Below are 16,794 nucleotides of genomic sequence, written 5' to 3' on the forward strand. Positions count from 1 at the left end.
AATCCGTATTTACTCGAGTATGTCGGGTATGCCTTCCTTTATAAAAGGCAGTGGTGGTAGTTGGTACAACTATCGTCACTTGTTGGAGCGTTAGCGACAACATAACTATCTATAGATAAATGAGTTAAACCAGACTTGCTAGTAAGTTACCAAAACCTACCATATAGCCATTGATGTAATACGTGATATTAGATGATGGGCTATACCATCCAAGCGTTTGACCGTTAGCGTTTCTAATTTCAGTTCTGTGATCACCTAAATAATGAATATAACCACGAACTGTAGCATCTGCATTTCTTAATATTGTTGGATTCATAAGTTACCTGTGTTGTTTGTTTTAACTAGGGTAAGCATCAAACCGATTGGTTATTTAGACAACGAATATTCACTAAATATTGGGTAAGTAATTCCTTGTATTAGCTGTTGTCAGTAGCCGAGCAACGGAGGGATAGTAATGTCATAACAACGGATAATTCAGGAATAAAGTAATGACATTAATTAAACAAAAATCGGGTATATTTCAAGTACGCTTCATGGTTGACGGTAAAACGTATCAGAAATCATCACAATCAAAAAACAAAGCCAAAGCACAACAAGTAGAGCGTCAATATCATCAAGAAATACTAGACAAAAAGTTACTTGGTACTAAGGATTCAATTAACTTGTATAGCGCGTTAGACACGTTTCTAACATCTAAAATAGCATTAAAGAGCTACGATGATATTGCTAATAAAGTTCGTGGTGTAAAGCTGTATTTTGATGACAAACCACTACATGAATTATCTACTTCTGATGTTGAGCATTATGTTCTTACACGTCGACAAGAAGGAAGGGCAGCACAAACAATCGAACATGGAATTATTCAGCTACGTGGTTGTGTTGAATATATGGATCGTTTGGATTACCAAGTACCAATAATTAAGTTTCCTAAAATTAAGGTACAAAACCAGCGTATACGTTCATTAAGTCGTGATGAAGAAATTCGTTTATTAGCGGAGTTAGTACCAGATAACACCAAATATTATAAAAAACTAACACCATTCACCGATAAACCAGAATTGATGAAGCAACGTCAAGATAATTGGGACTTAGTGATCATGTTATTAGATATAGGCGCACGTTACAGTGAGATAGCTGAGTTAACATGGCAGCAAGTTGATCTGAAAGAGAAAACTATTCTTTTAAAACGTTCAAAAACAAATAATGAAGCGGTGTTATACATGTCAAATCGCGTGTATCAGGTGTTGAAATCTAGAAATGATAAGAAGGTACATCACAAATGGGTTTTCACTGATAAAAGCGGTAATAATCCACGTAAGCATTCTACTATCGCTATTCGTAGAGCAATTCTAAATGCTGGTATAGAAGATTTTCGAGTACATGATTTTCGTCATACGTGTGCTAGTCGATTAGTACAAAATGGTATGACGGTTCAGGAAACAGCACATATTTTAGGGCATTCAAATATCGCAACCACCATGCGCTATGCGCATCTTGAGAAGAATCAGGTGGCTGAGAAAATGAAAGCAGTGATTGATCGGTTTAATGATTAGTTAATATGATAGGGCAGGTGATTATCTGTCCTATAAACGCACCAACTCTTTAAGTTCAGAAAACTTTTCAAGGTACTCAGGGATTGCATTAATACCATTTACTTTCCAGTACTTACCGTTTGATTTTAATGTTTCTTCTAGTGCTCCAAACAACTCGTCTTTTCTTTTCAATAAATAATCAGTACCTATAGGGGAGTTTTTAACTATTCCCTTTTCAGTCATAAAACTTTGCAAATGTTGTCGAATATCAAATTTTCTTGTTTGTGCTATAGAGTCTTGAACACTACAGAATCTTAAAAACTCTGGTAATTCAATACTATGATCTGAGCACATCATCATTATTCCTTCAAAATCTTCAATAGAACAAAAGTGAACATTTTCAATAGGAATATGATCACCATATTTAACTATTAAATCAGAGAAAAAATCATTGGAAATATGCTCTTTTAATGAAGCCCCGCTTGAAAGGTAAAAATCCTGATGTGTTACAACGATAACGAACCTATCTTCCTGTTTGCTTAATTGAATTTCTTTACAGTTCATTAATAATTGTGCGCATTCAAAGGACTGTTCAATACCTTTCGTGAAACTCCCCTTGAGCCTTTGCCTAATTATTGTAGGGTTATCAGATACCATTAACTTTAACGGTGGTTCTATCGCTTTTGCATCAATAAAAATACTTGAATCTATATCTGTAAGTAAAAAATCGATAACCTTACCTTTTAAGCCATTAGCTTTATATATTGCTTCAATATCTCTTTCATTGATGTAAGTTAGTTTTGATTCATCAATAATTGTGCCGACATATGCTTCAAAATGACGTGAAAAGTGCTGTCTAAATTTTTCATGATCATTGCTTTTAAATAGATTTAAGACGAATTCAGCTAACCCTTTACAAGATACTGAATTATGCAAGGAGCCGAGTCTATCCTCAAATTTAAAAAATGGGACGTCTAATAACGTGGGGGTAGCAAAGTAACGTTCGTTAGATATTTTAGGTAACTTTACCGCATTCATTACTTTAGTCAGTTTAGCTGGTCCACCGGATACTAACTTCAGTATAGTAGCAAGGTAATGTGTAGAATATTTAGGATAAAATTCTTTCAGTATTTGATCATATTTAATAATTCCTTTTTGCTGTACTGATGCAAAACTTAGCCAAAGAGAAACTTGAAAAAAATCAAATAATTCAATACCGGTTATTTTTTTAAAGGTTTTTTGAAAATATGGTGTCTTACCATCAATGATCATCAAACTGTAAAGGCGAATTAAGGTGAATTGATGGTACAACGGATTTAATTGACACCACAATTGCCCAAGAAGCATGCGCCTTAATGCCAAATGAAGGTTTACATCATCTTTAAAGTTTGATGCTTCGTCTTGCAATTTATACATACTATTTAAAATGTTATAGAGATCTTTATCAGTAGCATCTATCGCATAACTAGCTTCTTCGACCTGGTAGAGCCATTCTATTAACAAAAAAGATAGCCAAGGCATCTTCTTTGTTTCTTCAAATCCATCAGATGTCGATTTTGATAATCGTTTTATCTCTCCATGAATGATAGAGTTTTTAGTATATTTTTTAAGACTGCGTCTTATGTTCTCAGCATTAGTAGAAAATGACATTTTTAATTATTCACGTTTATTTGTTATTAGAATATCCATGTTTTGATTTCAAGTAATTAACATGGTTTTTATTGGTTTTAAATCCACGCTTTAAGCTAGTATTGCTTATACATTCTTCAACCTCTAGTTGAACTTCAGGTTTAATTAAGCTTGATTTAAAGCTCATGATGAAAGCTATCATACCTTTCAAATGCCCTACATTAAGTGGCATATTGGTTTTAAACTCAGCATTTTTCGTGAAAATTATTACTGAATGAAATAGCTCTGCTGGTAAGTTTAATAGTTGAGCTAGTGTTTGAGCATGTTTGTAGTTTTGTCTTAATGGATTTTGAAAAGAGTGCTTAGTGCGGTAAATGGTTTGCGTCCACTTTGCTTGTTTTTCATTGCCAAAGATCCAACCTTTCATATTTTTAGTTTCAATAACAAAAACACCAAATGGTGAAACAATAATGTGATCTATTTGTGTTGTGCCGCCATCATCTAGCGGTAAAGTAACATCATTAATAATGCTGTATTGATTACTAGGCAGTTTCTTTCTTAAACCTTTACTGACTAGAGCTCACCTAATTTACCTTTAACAGAAGGTGACCTTAAAATTGTAAGCAGCAACAACACTATCCAAATAGGCCAACTGAATGAAAATACTTTAATAATCATATCTAGCGGATTGAAAGCAATGGAGCTATTAGGATTTTTAGTATCAACTAATGATAATGCAGAGCTGTTGGTGGTTATTGAAGAGTCATTCTTAACTAGTGATGTGGTTAATACTGGGCTGGTTTTTTTAACTGTTGATATAGGCGTTTTACAATGGTTTTTAGCGCTTGTATTTGATTGTTGGTAAAGAGGTGAGTTAACACCTAAACGACGTTTATAATCGGTTATATGATGCTTGAGTAATATACATTCAGCTTCTGTAAACTGTTCAGCTGCATATGTATTAGCTGATATGAAGAATAAGCATAACAACATCCATTTCATTTACCGCTTCCTTGAGTTTTTTACAGATCCATTATTGTTGTTGAATTAATGTATTAAAAATTTAGTTAATAAACAACTAACTTAGTAAATTATTCAAGCAGATGAAACAGACAGTAGTTTTAATAAACTTATTAATAAAAAGTGATACTACGTTAATAAATGGAAGTAATTTATAAAAATTCCATCTGTTTTGTCTGCGGCGAAATAATATTCCTGACAGATATTTTTTATGTAACAATATCATTGAATTGTAAGTTTGTTTATTGTTAAGAATCTTAGCTTATTTAGCAATAATTTAAGATTCTTTATTATGGGTATTAATTTATGAACAAGGAACAATAATGATAACAGAAGCTGGTATTGTGAGTATGGGGTTTGAAAAATACCCTAATGAAAATATTTTGGAAGCTACCTTTGGTGCACTGTGTATATATTCTATCGAAGGCCCGTATTTAACTACTGATGATTCAATCGGGTTTTTAACCAAGCCGTTTGATTTTGGTTTAAACTGCAAAGCCATATTTTCAGATTGCATTGATGAAGCTTGTATAGCCTTAACTGGTGGTATGTTTAGTGACTCTAAAGATGATCTTGAAGATTACATAAAACAAAAAAAAGCTCAGGCTCCATTTTTGGTTATTTATTTTAAGGAATCTGTACCTCGAATAATTGAAGGAAAATATAGAAAAACAGAATTAAATGGAGATATTTACATTTATGATGCTTTTATTGATGATAAGACTAACGATGTTACTAAATGGGAAAAGAATGAACTTCCTAATATATTGTCTTCAACATCAGCTATTTTTTCAGAAATATTTAGTAGTTTTAAAATAAAACCAGTAGATGTCACTCGGTTTGGTTTAACTGCTGAAAATGTCACAGTGCATAATATTAAGGTAACAATAGGCCCTGTAACTTTATCAAGAGTAGAACATCAAAGTATTGATGATATTGAAAAATTAATGATTAAATCTACCTCTCTTTATGGCAAGGTTAAAGATAAATCTCAGCGCCATATAGCAGCAGCATTAGCTGAAAAAGATGGGTTTAAAAAGTTTCTATTTTATTTTTTCTTTTTAGAGCAATTTATAAATGCTCAATACACAAAGATTGATAATGCAGATGTTAGTGTTTTGTTTAAGTCTCCTGACAGGTTATCAAGTCAAGGGGGAGGTTTTCTTAATAAATTAAAAGATGATGCTAATGCACCTAAAGCTAAATTTAAATGGTGTGCTCTTACTATTTGGAAAGATGTAGAAGATGATGATTTAGTTTTGTTTGATAAGTTAATTAGTATTAGAAATGATATAGCTCATGGCCGATTGACAGATGAATCCAAGTTACCAGTTGAAGATGTTCAACGGCTGGCTCTGAAACTAATCCGTAACGGTAAATAACGATAAGCTTTAACATGAACACCAACGGCTATCACTGGTGTTAATACCCAGTTCGGATATTTACACCATCAATTAACTTACCCTAATAAATAACACCCGCAGTTTTAGTGGGCTATACAATAACCCATTTACCCTAACCAACGGATTAAATCCTTTTTTACTCGCTAAAATTACCAAATAAACATTATATCCATAGATAAACTAATCAAACCAAACCGATTTACCCTAATTAAAATTAGTGCCCTAGTCAGGGTAATTCAAAAAGGCGTGGTTTTCGTGCCTATTAACTTATCTGTATGACAGGGTTAAATCACGTATAGCGTGCAGAATAGGTGGGGTAGGTGGTTTTATTGGTGCTAATAGAATCTACTATAGAATTCGACCAATCGATAGATACAAAAAAGCCCTAACCGAGGTTAGGGCTTATTGCTTCCTACGAAGGAATGGTGCCGACTGCCGGAGTCGAACTGGCGACCTACTGATTACAAGTCAGTTGCTCTACCAACTGAGCTAAGTCGGCACACGAAGAACGTGTGCAGTATTATTTAGTTACGAATAATACTTTGGCACCGAATAAATGTTTCTTTTAAAACTAAGCAACAAATATTCAAATATTGTTTGAATAGATGGTGCCTCGACCCGGAATCGAACCAGGGACACGAGGATTTTCAATCCTCTGCTCTACCGACTGAGCTATCGAGGCAGTGTCTAATCTGCTGTCTTTTCGGCTTTGCCTTGAAGACGGGGCGTATTAAACTGTTTTTCGTTTTGTTCGTCAACCCTTTTTTTTAAATAAATGTTTGTTTGCTTGTTTTTTCTGCTTATTGTCGGAATAGTCAGCGTAAAATCGTCATTTAATCAAAATATTCAATAAAAAAAGTTGTTCCGTCACTACTTTTTAGGTGGAACGTAGCCTTCAATTTCTGGTTCTTTTCCTTCAAAAAGATAAGCGATCATGGCTGTTTCTAAAAAAGCACGGTCATTTGGCTCCATCATGTTCATTTTTTTCTCATTAATAATCATGGTTTGTTTTTGTTGCCAGTTTTTAAATGCTTCTTGACTAATGTTATCAAAAATACGTTTACCCACTTCTCCTGGGTAAAGTTGAAATCCTAATCCTTCAGCGTCTTTTTTTAAGTTTTGACAAAATACTATACGGCTCATAAATTATTTCTCTTGTTCTTGGTTATAAATTTTCGACAAATACTACTCGAAAACATCATGGCTTTAATAAAGTGATCAGTTTTTGTGTTGATGCTGCTAAGCCAACCGATGCTGTTGTGGCTAAATTGTACCACTGTTGTTGGCTGTTTTCGTTGATTTCTTTTATAGGTAATTGTTCACAGTCAATCACTATTGGCTCAATATCTAAATGAAAATGGCTAAAGGTATGACGAAACTTTGTTAACGATTGCACTGAAGTTTGTTTCAGGTGTAGTTTTGCTAATAAAATGGCAATCTCATCTTCGTGCTGAACTTCTAAAAAGCACCATAAGCCACCCCATATTCCACTCGGTGGACGTTTTTCTAATAAAACTTGATGGTTAATACGAGGTATTACCATGATCGTTTGTTTTTCAGGAATGGTTTTCTTTGGTTTCTTTTGTGGATAGCTACTTTGTTCGCCCAACGAAAAAGCTAAACAACCTTCATTTAATGGGCAAAGTTCACATTTAGGTTTACTGCGCGTACAAATCAGTGAGCCTAAGTCCATCATCGCTTGGTTAAACTGCGCAACACCTTCTTTGGGGGTTAGTGCTTCAGCAATAGGCCACAAGGCTTTCTCATACTTACTTTGGCCATTATGGCCTTCAACCATATAGCAACGTGCTAACACACGTTTTACATTACCGTCTAGAATGGCGTGATGTTTGTTGAGCGCCAAACTTAAAATAGCACCAGCGGTCGAGCGGCCAATGCCGGGTAGGGCAATCACTTGCTCAATGTCTTCGGGAAAATTCCCTTGGAATTGTTGATGAATGATTTTTGCTGTTTTATGTAAGTTACGTGCTCGAGCGTAATAACCTAAACCTGTCCAGTGATGTAACACGTTGTCTTCATCTGCTTTGGCCAAATCTGCAATGGTTGGAAAACTGTCCATGAAACGTTGATAGTAAGGAATAACGGTTGCCACTTGGGTTTGTTGCAACATTATTTCTGAGATCCATACGCGGTATGGGGTTTTATTTTGCTGCCAAGGTAAATGTTTTCGACCTTGGGCTTGGTACCAGTCGAGTGTTTGCGTGGCAAAATACTGCGCTGATTTTGATGATATTTGAGTTTTATTTGTCATAGGCGCTTAGTTTACCTAATAAGTGGACACGAATAAATGTGCATTTTTTATTGCAAAAATTTATAATGCCATTATGCTCTCGTCCATATAAACATCGAGATTATTACTCGAAATTTACTCCCCAAGTCTTAAGGAATTAAAATGAAATTAAATGCTAAAAACCGTAACCGCCGTTTACGTAAAAAATTACGTGTTGATGAATATCAAGAATTAGGTTTTGATGTTGCTTTTAAATTAGCTGACGGCACTGATAATGATACCGTTGATACGTTTTTAAATGACTTCTTCAATGAAGTTATCCAACCTAACGGCTTAGGTTTTGGCGGCGAAGGCGACGTGTTATGGCACGGTATCGTATGTACTCAAAATATTGGTAAATGTACCGATGAACATCGTACTACTGTTGAATCATGGTTAAACAAAAATGGCGCTACAGCCGTCGCTGTTAGCGAGCTTTACGATGTTTGGTGGGCTGAATAACTTTATTTTTCATAAATGAGCTTTGTTTGGCACTGTTAGCATTTTTTAGTGCCATTATTTATGTAGCATAAGCGCAGGCTCTGAAACTTTCACAGCTTTGTTTAAAGCGCATTTATTTAGAATTAAACTTGGATTATATTGAAGAAATGTATGACAGATAAAACAGAAAATAGCCACAAAACCGTTGAACAAGCTGAGAAAGAAGGCAAATATATTCGTAAAGTGCGTAGTTTTGTTAAGCGCGAAGGGCGCTTAACAAAAGGACAAGCGAGTGCTTTAGAGCAGTTTTGGGCAACAATGGGCTTGAACCATTCAGACGCAATGATTGATTTTGCTCAGCTATTTAATAACAGTAACCCTGTTATTTTAGAAATCGGTTTTGGTATGGGGAAATCTTTAGTTGAGATGGCAAAAAATGCCCCTGAGCTAAACTTTGTTGGTGTTGAAGTACATCGTCCAGGCGTTGGCGCTTGTATTTCATTAGCAAAAGAAGAAGGCGTTGATAATTTAAAGGTTTTTGAACACGACGCGATAGAAGTGCTCGCTGATTGTATTCCTAATAGTTCGCTAACGACGGTGCAATTATTTTTCCCTGACCCGTGGCATAAAAAGAAGCACCACAAACGTCGGATTGTTTCTTTAGAGTTTGTAGAAACTATTCGCCAAAAGCTTAAAGTAGGTGGTGTTTTTCACATGGCTACTGACTGGGAAAATTACGCGGAATGTATGATAGAAGATATGAATTCAGCACCGGGCTATAAAAATTTAGCGACCGATGGTGATTTTGTACCGCGCCCAGATTCTCGCCCATTAACAAAATTTGAGAACCGCGGTAATAATTTAGGCCATGGCGTTTGGGATATTCAATTTAAACGCCAAGATTAACCTAAAGTGAACAACTAATTTAAGTATTCTTGTTCAACGTGAAAAAGATGCTGGCTATTACGTAAGTTGCCAGTATCTTTTAACCATTGCGTGCTAATAATCTCTCGCTGTAAAGCGGCTTGTAAAATACGTGCTTTATACTGTGACCAATAATAAATAGTCGCCTGTTGATGAGCCTCGTTATTTGGAAATACCTCACTTCTACTTTCTTCTAATTCAGCTAAGATATCAGCGATGACTTTCGGTTTTAGTTCTTCTTCGATTCGTTGCTTAAATTTAGTAAAGCGTTTTGCTTTAACTAATAACCACGCCATCCACAATATAACGGCTATGGCAAAAAAAAATACAATATCTATACTCATGACTTATTTATTCTCTAAAAATATTAATACCAAATCTCACTCATTATGTGATCATTTATACCGGTTAAAATCGCCAACTACGGCGTTATGAAATTGGTATAAGCATCTTATCAGTCAAATTCAATTTGGCTAAAGCTTATTTTATAGCGTTGACTTGAGTTAACGTTAAATAGGCTGCTTTTTCAACTATTTATGGCCTAAATTAAACATTAAATTGTGCTTTTTCATGCATCAGCAATTTTGCTTTTAAGGCTAAACCACCGGCATAACCGGTTAACTTTCCGTTGGCACCAATAACGCGATGACAAGGTATAATTAACGCGATAGGATTTTTGCCATTTGCCGCACCTACTGCTCTTACGGCTTTTTCATTATTAATTTTTTTGGCTATCCATAAGTAACTTTTTGTATCACCTTGCTTAATCGTAAGTAATGCTTGCCATACCTTTTGTTGAAAAGGAGTGCCTTGTGGCGCAAGAGGTACATCAAAAGTGGTTCGTTTACTTAAAAAATACTCTTTAAGTTGTTGGCATACTTCGATGAAGTGGCTGGGGCTTTCGGTGTAATTGTCATTAATGATCAAGGGCAGTGCGCCTTCTTGAAAAGCTAGAGCGGTTAAACCTTGTTCATTAGCCGTTAAAGCTATGTCGCCATAAGGAGAGGAAGTGAGCGTAAAATACATTATTATTCCTTTGTTAAAGCGTGTTCATAAGAAATCGTGAGGATAAACAGCTGTGTGAAAGATTATTTAAGTGAATGCACCGCACTCAATTGGCCTTATTTGTTACTTGGCTAAAGTGAAATAAGCCACTCTACTATTTATCACCGCAATTATTTAGTCGTCGCTAACTTAAGTCTGTACTGCAGAGCGAGAACTTTTAAAATATCTCGCCAGCTAATAATTCCAATAGGCTGCATGTTATCATCGACAATGGGCAAACATGAAATACGGTTGTCATAAAACAGTAATACAGCGTCATTCAAACTCGTCTCTTTTTTGGCAGTTATCAAGTTGCGGTTCATGATCAAGTGCAGTTTTTTTTGTAACATTGAATGGTCACGAGGTGTTTCGTTTTTAGTGCCAATGGTTGGACTTAAATGCTTGTATAAATCTCTATCTGTCACTACCCCAACCAGCTGTTTATCGCAGATTATTAAAATATGGTGAATGTTATGTTGGTCAAATATTGCTTTTGCTTTACTTAAATCGTCATCAATTTCGAGTGTAATTAATTTTGTCGACATGACTTTGCTTAAGCTCATTATTTCATCCTCATATTTTATTTTTATCTCATCATCAAGATAAACAAAAGTTTCTTAGTTAACAATCACCTTTTGACTAAAATAACAGGTTTTATAATTTATATTTAAAGTAATTGCTGGCTGTAACAAAAATGTCATACAACTGTCTTATAATTTGCATCGTACTAAAGTTTCCATAATTGAAGGTGTTTTAAGTGGCAATTGCATTAAAATCGACTGGCCCACGTCAGTTGAAAAATACATTAGCACAATGGTTAATAACATTAGGTGGCATAAGTGTTTTATTTACACTGGTGCTCATCTTTTTATATTTACTCTATGTGATAAAACCTATTTTTGAGTCGGCAACAATAGAACCTGTTAGTCAATTTGAAATAAGTACGGCTGCACCCACGTTATCTACAGGTGTTGATGAACTCAAAGAAGTTGCTTTTCAAATTACCCAACAAGGTGATATTAATTTTTATCAATTAGTTAAAAGCGCTGCTCATGAAAAAGGGACGTTAGTACTCAATGAAAAACTATTGAGTGATAATAGGACCCTCGCTAAAGTTATTCATGCAGGTAGAGAAAATAAATTACTGATTGATAGTGAAGGTAGCGTACAACTTGTTGCGGCTAAATTCTTTTCAAATTTTGACTCTGGTACGCGTGAAATTATTCCAAGCGTAGCTTATCCATTAGGTGAGAATTCAATACCTGTTGATGAGAACGGCGAAAATTTTACCGAACTTGCCTTTAGCATGAATGATGAAAAAGCAGTTTTTGTTGCTTTTACCCAAGACCAGCGCTTAATTAAAACAAGTTTAATCGCCGAAGATGACTTTACTTACGACAGCGCTTTTGAGGCGGTTTATCAAGAAATTGATTTTCCAGTTGATCATGTTAGCGACATTTTGGTTACACCAGATATGCGGTTAGCTTTTGTTCGCAGTGATGATCAAATTTTTGTTTTTGATCTCTCGGATGAAAACGATGTTGAACTTAAAGCGACAATTATTCCATCATTAGAGCAAACGAGCACTAAACCTCATCATATTACTTCCATGGCATTACTTTCAGGTAGTAGCTCCATTTTACTGGGCAGTAGTGCCGGTAAAGTGTCGCAGTGGTTTGAAGTAGCCACTGACAATGGTCGTCAATTTAAAAATGTTCGTACTTTTGACGTTAGTGATACTGAAGCTATTACCCAAATTCATACCGAACAATTTCGTAAAAGCTTTTACACCCTAACGCCATCTGGAAATATAGGTGTTTTTTACACCACCAGTGAAGCTGATTTATGGCGTGGCCAATTAACAACGAGTGAACCAACAGTATTTGCTATTTCACCTCGTGCTGATGGCTTAGTGATTATTGATGATAAGCAGTTAAAAATATTTAGCGTTGAAAATGAGCATCCTGAAGTTACATGGAGCGCGTTATGGGAAGAAGTTTGGTACGAGGGTTATCCAGAGCCTGAATATATTTGGCAATCAACGTCGGGCTCTGATGATTTTGAAGGGAAGTTTTCTTTAGTACCTATTTCATTTGGTACCATGAAAGCAGCCATGTACGCGATGTTATTTGCTGTTCCTATCGCGTTAAGTGCTGCTATTTATACCGCTTACTTTATGACACCAGGCATGCGCCGAAAAGTTAAGCCGACTATTGAGCTAATGGAAGCATTGCCTACTGTTATTTTAGGCTTCTTGGCGGGTCTATGGTTAGCACCGATAATAGAAAATTACTTACCTGCAATAGCAATGCTATTAATTATGTTGCCACTTTCGGTATTTGTTACCGCATTTGCTTGGCATAAATTGCCCAAAGAAATGAAAAACACTATTCCTGAAACATGGGCACCGATCATACTTGTTCCTGTGTTATTGATTGCAGGGGGCAGTGCCTTTTTGTTATCACCCTTCTTCGAATCTTTGTTTTTTGGTGGTGATGTTCGTCAGTATATTACCAATGACCTTGGTGTTGACTTTGACCAACGCAATTCATTAGTTGTTGGTTTAGCAATGGGTTTTGCTGTAATACCAACCATTTTTTCTATGGCAGAAGATGCAATCTTTAGTGTACCAAAACACTTAACCAGTGGCTCTTTAGCGCTCGGTGCAACGCAGTGGCAAACGCTTGCAAAAGTGGTTTTGTTAACTGCTAGCCCAGGTATATTTTCTGCGGTAATGATGGGATTAGGTCGCGCTGTAGGAGAAACTATGATCGTTCTTATGGCAACAGGTAATACCCCAATTTTAGATTGGAGTATCTTCCAAGGCATGCGTACGTTAGCAGCCAATATCGCTGTTGAAATGCCAGAGTCCGAAGTCGGTAGTTCGCATTATCGAATTCTATTTCTAGCCGCTTTTGTTTTATTTGTTTTCACCTTTATTTTTAACACGTTTGCTGAGCTGATACGTCAGCGCTTACGTGAAAAATACAGCTCGTTATAGTTAAGGAACTGAGTTTATGAATAGTTGGTTTAAATCTGGTTCTCCGTGGGTGTGGTTATCTGCTGGCGGAGTAAGTATCAGTTTAATTTCAGTTCTGGGTTTATTGTGGTTAATTGCTTCACGCGGATTATCGTACTTTTGGCCTGCAGACATTTATCAATTTGAGACGGTCAATGAAAAAGGACAAGCAGTCACGGTTATCGGCGAGATATACGATCGTGAGAGCTTGCCGACTAAACAGTTGTCGCATTTAAATTTAGGCTTAGATCCAAATAAAGAAACCATTGAACGTATCTTGGTTAAAACGGGTAACCGTGAATTAGTCAATTTAGATTTTCGTTGGTTGTTAATACCATTGATTAACAAAACGTCGAAACCTGAAGAGTTAGTAGTGGTTGAACGTCGTACCAATGGTAATTTCTATGGCTACATTGAAGGGATAGTTTTAGACGGTAAGCCTGAAAGTATTGATAAAATGGCTGAGCTGGTTGAGCGCGTTGATGACTTTCAAGAAGAAATGGAAGAATTACAAAAAGTTGATATTGGCGCTATTAATTATCAAATAGAGCGCTTACGTTTGAAAAAACGTAAGCACATACTTGATGAAACATTAACGCTAGAACGTGAAAAAGAAATTGATGACGAAGTTGCTCGTTATAACGCTGATTACCAAGTATTAGAAACTAAGCTAATGGCTATTCGCGACAAAGTATCTCGTGACCAATTAGTGGTTCGTGCTATGGGTGGCGAAGTTATAGAGATAAATTTTGAAGAAATACTCAAAGTAACTTATAACAATAAATTATCTTTTTTTGGTCGTGCATCTGTCTTTATTCAGCAAATCGGCAGCTTCTTAGTTGATGACCCTCGAGAAGCTAATACGGAAGGTGGCGTATTTCCTGCTATATTCGGTACAGTATTAATGGTTTTATTGATGACAGTTGTTGTTGCTCCTCTTGGGGTGGTGGCCGCAATTTATTTGCATGAATATGCTGGAAAGAATGCACTAACGAAATTACTTCGTATAGCGGTAATTAACTTAGCGGGTGTACCGTCAATTGTTTATGGTGTATTTGGCTTAGGCTTCTTCGTTTATATGGTGGGTGGTAGTTTAGACCAATTGTTTTACGCTGAAACCTTACCTAGCCCAACTTTTGGTACGCCAGGGGTTATGTGGTCTGCATTAACATTAGCGATATTAACATTACCAGTGGTTATTGTTTCAACCGAAGAAGGTTTGTCTCGCATTCCATCAGCAATGCGTCATGGTTCTTTAGCTTTAGGGGCAACAAAAGCAGAAACGTTATGGCGTATTATTCTCCCTATTGCCAGCCCTGCGATTATGACCGGTATTATTTTAGCTATTGCTCGTGCAGCAGGTGAAGTTGCTCCGTTAATGTTAGTAGGTGTTGTAAAAATGGCGCCGAATTTACCGCTTGATGGTAACTTTCCATACTTACATTTAGATCGTAAGTTTATGCATTTAGGTTTTCATATTTATGATGTCGGTTTCCAAAGCCCTAATGTGGAAGCGGCACGTCCATTAGTGTTTGCTACTGCATTTTTATTGGTGACCATCATTGTTTCACTGAATATGACAGCTGTTACTATACGTAACCGTTTAAGAGAAAAATATCGCATGTTAGAGCATTAATTTTATCGTTCACCCTCATTATTAGGCTTAGTCAGGGTGACACTTTCCTCTTATTTCAATAGGAAAAAATATTAATAATTAACACTTTAACCGTAACGAACAAAATTTAAGCATTGAAAGAGAATATTATGATTTCAGTCACGCCAAGAACATTAGACCCAAAAGTTAAACTTGATCTCAATAACTTATCGCCAGAGCAAGTGGCGCTAGAAATTAAGAATTTGAACCTTTATTATGGTGACAAACAAGCACTACAAAATATCAGTATGTCTATTCCTAAAGGGCAAGTTACTGCGTTTATCGGCCCTAGTGGTTGTGGTAAATCGACACTTTTACGTTGTATTAACCGCATGAATGACTTGGTTGATATTTGTAAGATTGAAGGTGAAATTAATCTTCATGGCGAAAATATCTATGGTAAACAAGTTGATGTTGCAGCGTTACGTCGCCAAGTAGGTATGGTATTTCAGCGACCGAATCCATTTCCTAAAAGTATTTATGAAAATGTTGTTTATGGTTTGCGCATCATGGGTGAAAATAATCGACGTGTTCTAGATGAAGCTGCGGAAAAAGCATTACGCAGTGCCGCATTGTGGAATGAAGTAAAAGACCGTTTGCACGACAGTGCTTTAGGACTTTCTGGTGGTCAACAGCAACGTTTAGTGATTGCTCGCGCCATTGCGATTAAGCCCGAAGTTCTGTTACTTGATGAACCTACCTCTGCACTCGATCCTATTTCAACCTTAACCATTGAAGAATTGATTAACGATTTGAAAAAGCAGTTCACCGTGGTGATTGTTACGCATAATATGCAACAAGCAGCACGTGTTTCAGATCAAACCGCTTTTATGTACATGGGTGACTTAATTGAATACAGCGATACGAATACGCTGTTTACTACACCCGCGAAAAAGAAAACTGAAGATTATATTACTGGCCGTTACGGTTAACACAGACGATTAACATGCTACTTTTATTGTAGAATTGTAAGGAAAAATAATGGATAACATCAATCTTGGTCGTCATATCTCAGGCCAATTTAATGAAGATTTAGAAAATGTCATTAACCATGTCATGCACATGGGTGGCTTAGTTGAAAAGCAATTAAGTGATTCACTTACTGCTGTTTATAATGCAGATGAAGCACTGGCTAAAAATGTTTTAGCGAACGATTATAAAATTAATGCTTTAGAAGTTAGTATTGACGATGAATGTACGCGCATTATTGCTAAACGTCAGCCAGCCGCAGGTGATTTACGTTTGATTATGGCAGTTGTAAAAACAATTGCAGATTTAGAGCGTATCGGCGACGAAGCACAAAAAATTGCTCGGGTTGCTTTAGAGAGTTTCTCTGGGGAGCAAAAAGCGCTGCTACTTAATTTGGACAATTTAGGGCGTAAAGTTTTAGAATTTTTGCAAGCGACCTTAGATGCCTTTACTCGAATGGATGTAGATTCTGCGGTTAAAACACACGGCAATGATGAGAAAATTGACCGTGAGTATGAAGCGTTAATGCGTCAATTAATGACTTATATGATGGAAGACCCACGTTCAATTCCACAAATAATGAGTGTTATATGGTCAGCACGAGCTTTAGAACGAATTGGTGACCGCTGTCAAAATATTTGCGAATACATCATCTATTTCGTTAAAGGCAAAGATGTGCGCCACACAACAGCTGAAGATATTAAATCTTTGTAAATTTATAAAAAGCCGCTACGTTTAAATAACTTTATATATACCTATACTGTTTTAACAAATGATAGGTATATCTATCTAAAAGTACAGATATTGTCACGTGATCGTCATAAAACGCTTGAAGATCGTGTTAAATGGGTTAATATCCGCGGCGAATA

At 36.1% G+C, this 16,794-nt stretch carries 17 protein-coding genes and 2 tRNA genes; 8 read left to right on the forward strand and 11 right to left on the reverse strand.

Translation table 11 applies throughout. The annotated features are described in order from the left end of the window. Positions 1–124 precede the first annotated feature (124 nt). On the reverse strand, positions 125–316 hold the full coding sequence (locus H4J39_RS11050; protein ID WP_182228237.1) for a hypothetical protein: 192 nt from the start codon (positions 314–316) through the stop codon (positions 125–127). Between the two features lie 172 nt (positions 317–488). On the opposite strand from H4J39_RS11050, the gene H4J39_RS11055 reads away from it, so the two are divergent. Further along, positions 489–1,553 (forward strand): site-specific integrase, encoded by a 1,065-nt coding sequence (locus tag H4J39_RS11055; protein ID WP_182228239.1) that lies wholly within the window; start codon positions 489–491, stop codon positions 1,551–1,553. A gap of 30 nt (positions 1,554–1,583) precedes the next feature. Here the strand turns inward: H4J39_RS11055 and H4J39_RS11060 are convergent, their stop codons facing one another. Genes H4J39_RS11060 through H4J39_RS11070 form a run of 3 tightly spaced genes read right to left on the reverse strand, consistent with a single transcriptional unit; the run spans position 1,584 to position 4,163 of the window. Beyond that, entirely contained in the window at positions 1,584–3,182 is a 1,599-nt protein-coding gene (locus tag H4J39_RS11060; RefSeq protein WP_182228241.1) for a hypothetical protein, read from the reverse strand. A 16-nt stretch (positions 3,183–3,198) separates the two neighbouring features. Next, on the reverse strand, positions 3,199–3,711 hold the full coding sequence (locus H4J39_RS11065; RefSeq protein WP_182228462.1) for a nuclease-related domain-containing protein: 513 nt from the start codon (positions 3,709–3,711) through the stop codon (positions 3,199–3,201). Between the two features lie 23 nt (positions 3,712–3,734). Then, positions 3,735–4,163 (reverse strand): hypothetical protein, encoded by a 429-nt coding sequence (locus tag H4J39_RS11070; protein ID WP_182228243.1) that lies wholly within the window; start codon positions 4,161–4,163, stop codon positions 3,735–3,737. Positions 4,164–4,504: 341 nt separating this feature from the next. Here H4J39_RS11070 and H4J39_RS11075 point away from each other — a divergent pair, with 341 nt between their 5' ends. Next, a complete protein-coding gene (locus tag H4J39_RS11075) occupies positions 4,505–5,563 on the forward strand; it encodes a hypothetical protein (protein ID WP_182228245.1) in 1,059 nt (352 codons plus the stop codon). 444 nt (positions 5,564–6,007) lie between these two features. Here the strand turns inward: H4J39_RS11075 and H4J39_RS11080 are convergent. From H4J39_RS11080 to mutY, 4 genes are all read right to left on the reverse strand, one after another. Continuing rightward, positions 6,008–6,083 (reverse strand) — tRNA-Thr (locus H4J39_RS11080). Between the two features lie 107 nt (positions 6,084–6,190). After that, positions 6,191–6,266, reverse strand: a tRNA-Phe gene (locus H4J39_RS11085). A gap of 188 nt (positions 6,267–6,454) precedes the next feature. After that, positions 6,455–6,727 carry an oxidative damage protection protein gene (locus tag H4J39_RS11090; RefSeq protein ID WP_182177022.1) on the reverse strand — a complete coding sequence of 91 codons (273 nt, stop codon included), beginning with the start codon at positions 6,725–6,727 and terminating at the stop codon, positions 6,455–6,457. A gap of 55 nt (positions 6,728–6,782) precedes the next feature. Then, positions 6,783–7,856, reverse strand: coding sequence for an A/G-specific adenine glycosylase (mutY, locus tag H4J39_RS11095; protein WP_182228247.1), 1,074 nt, complete (start codon positions 7,854–7,856; stop codon positions 6,783–6,785). A gap of 141 nt (positions 7,857–7,997) precedes the next feature. Here mutY and H4J39_RS11100 point away from each other — a divergent pair, with 141 nt between their 5' ends. Continuing rightward, on the forward strand, positions 7,998–8,336 hold the full coding sequence (locus H4J39_RS11100; protein WP_182228249.1) for a 50S ribosome-binding protein YggL: 339 nt from the start codon (positions 7,998–8,000) through the stop codon (positions 8,334–8,336). A gap of 150 nt (positions 8,337–8,486) precedes the next feature. Beyond that, the gene (gene trmB / locus H4J39_RS11105; RefSeq protein ID WP_182228251.1) at positions 8,487–9,221 is read left to right on the forward strand and encodes a tRNA (guanosine(46)-N7)-methyltransferase TrmB; all 735 of its coding nucleotides are present in this window, start codon (positions 8,487–8,489) and stop codon (positions 9,219–9,221) included. Between the two features lie 14 nt (positions 9,222–9,235). Here the strand turns inward: trmB and H4J39_RS11110 are convergent, their stop codons facing one another. The 3 genes from H4J39_RS11110 to H4J39_RS11120 form a co-directional block, all read right to left on the reverse strand. Further along, positions 9,236–9,583 (reverse strand): hypothetical protein, encoded by a 348-nt coding sequence (locus H4J39_RS11110; protein ID WP_220462178.1) that lies wholly within the window; start codon positions 9,581–9,583, stop codon positions 9,236–9,238. 202 nt (positions 9,584–9,785) lie between these two features. Next, positions 9,786–10,265 (reverse strand): methylated-DNA--[protein]-cysteine S-methyltransferase, encoded by a 480-nt coding sequence (locus H4J39_RS11115; protein ID WP_182228253.1) that lies wholly within the window; start codon positions 10,263–10,265, stop codon positions 9,786–9,788. A gap of 149 nt (positions 10,266–10,414) precedes the next feature. Further along, positions 10,415–10,846 (reverse strand): CBS domain-containing protein, encoded by a 432-nt coding sequence (locus H4J39_RS11120; protein WP_182228255.1) that lies wholly within the window; start codon positions 10,844–10,846, stop codon positions 10,415–10,417. A gap of 194 nt (positions 10,847–11,040) precedes the next feature. On the opposite strand from H4J39_RS11120, the gene H4J39_RS11125 reads away from it, so the two are divergent. From H4J39_RS11125 to phoU, 4 genes are all read left to right on the forward strand, one after another. After that, a complete protein-coding gene (locus H4J39_RS11125; RefSeq protein WP_182228257.1) occupies positions 11,041–13,284 on the forward strand; it encodes an ABC transporter permease subunit in 2,244 nt (747 codons plus the stop codon). Between the two features lie 16 nt (positions 13,285–13,300). Then, positions 13,301–14,938, forward strand: coding sequence for a phosphate ABC transporter permease PstA (pstA, locus tag H4J39_RS11130; protein WP_182228259.1), 1,638 nt, complete (start codon positions 13,301–13,303; stop codon positions 14,936–14,938). A 128-nt stretch (positions 14,939–15,066) separates the two neighbouring features. Continuing rightward, the gene (pstB, locus tag H4J39_RS11135; RefSeq protein WP_182228261.1) at positions 15,067–15,888 is read left to right on the forward strand and encodes a phosphate ABC transporter ATP-binding protein PstB; all 822 of its coding nucleotides are present in this window, start codon (positions 15,067–15,069) and stop codon (positions 15,886–15,888) included. 49 nt (positions 15,889–15,937) lie between these two features. Beyond that, entirely contained in the window at positions 15,938–16,639 is a 702-nt protein-coding gene (gene phoU / locus H4J39_RS11140; RefSeq protein ID WP_182177013.1) for a phosphate signaling complex protein PhoU, read from the forward strand. Positions 16,640–16,794: the final 155 nt, after the last annotated feature.

It is taken from the genome of Colwellia sp. Bg11-12 (assembly GCF_014076955.1).
GTDB lineage: Bacteria > Pseudomonadota > Gammaproteobacteria > Enterobacterales > Alteromonadaceae > Colwellia_A.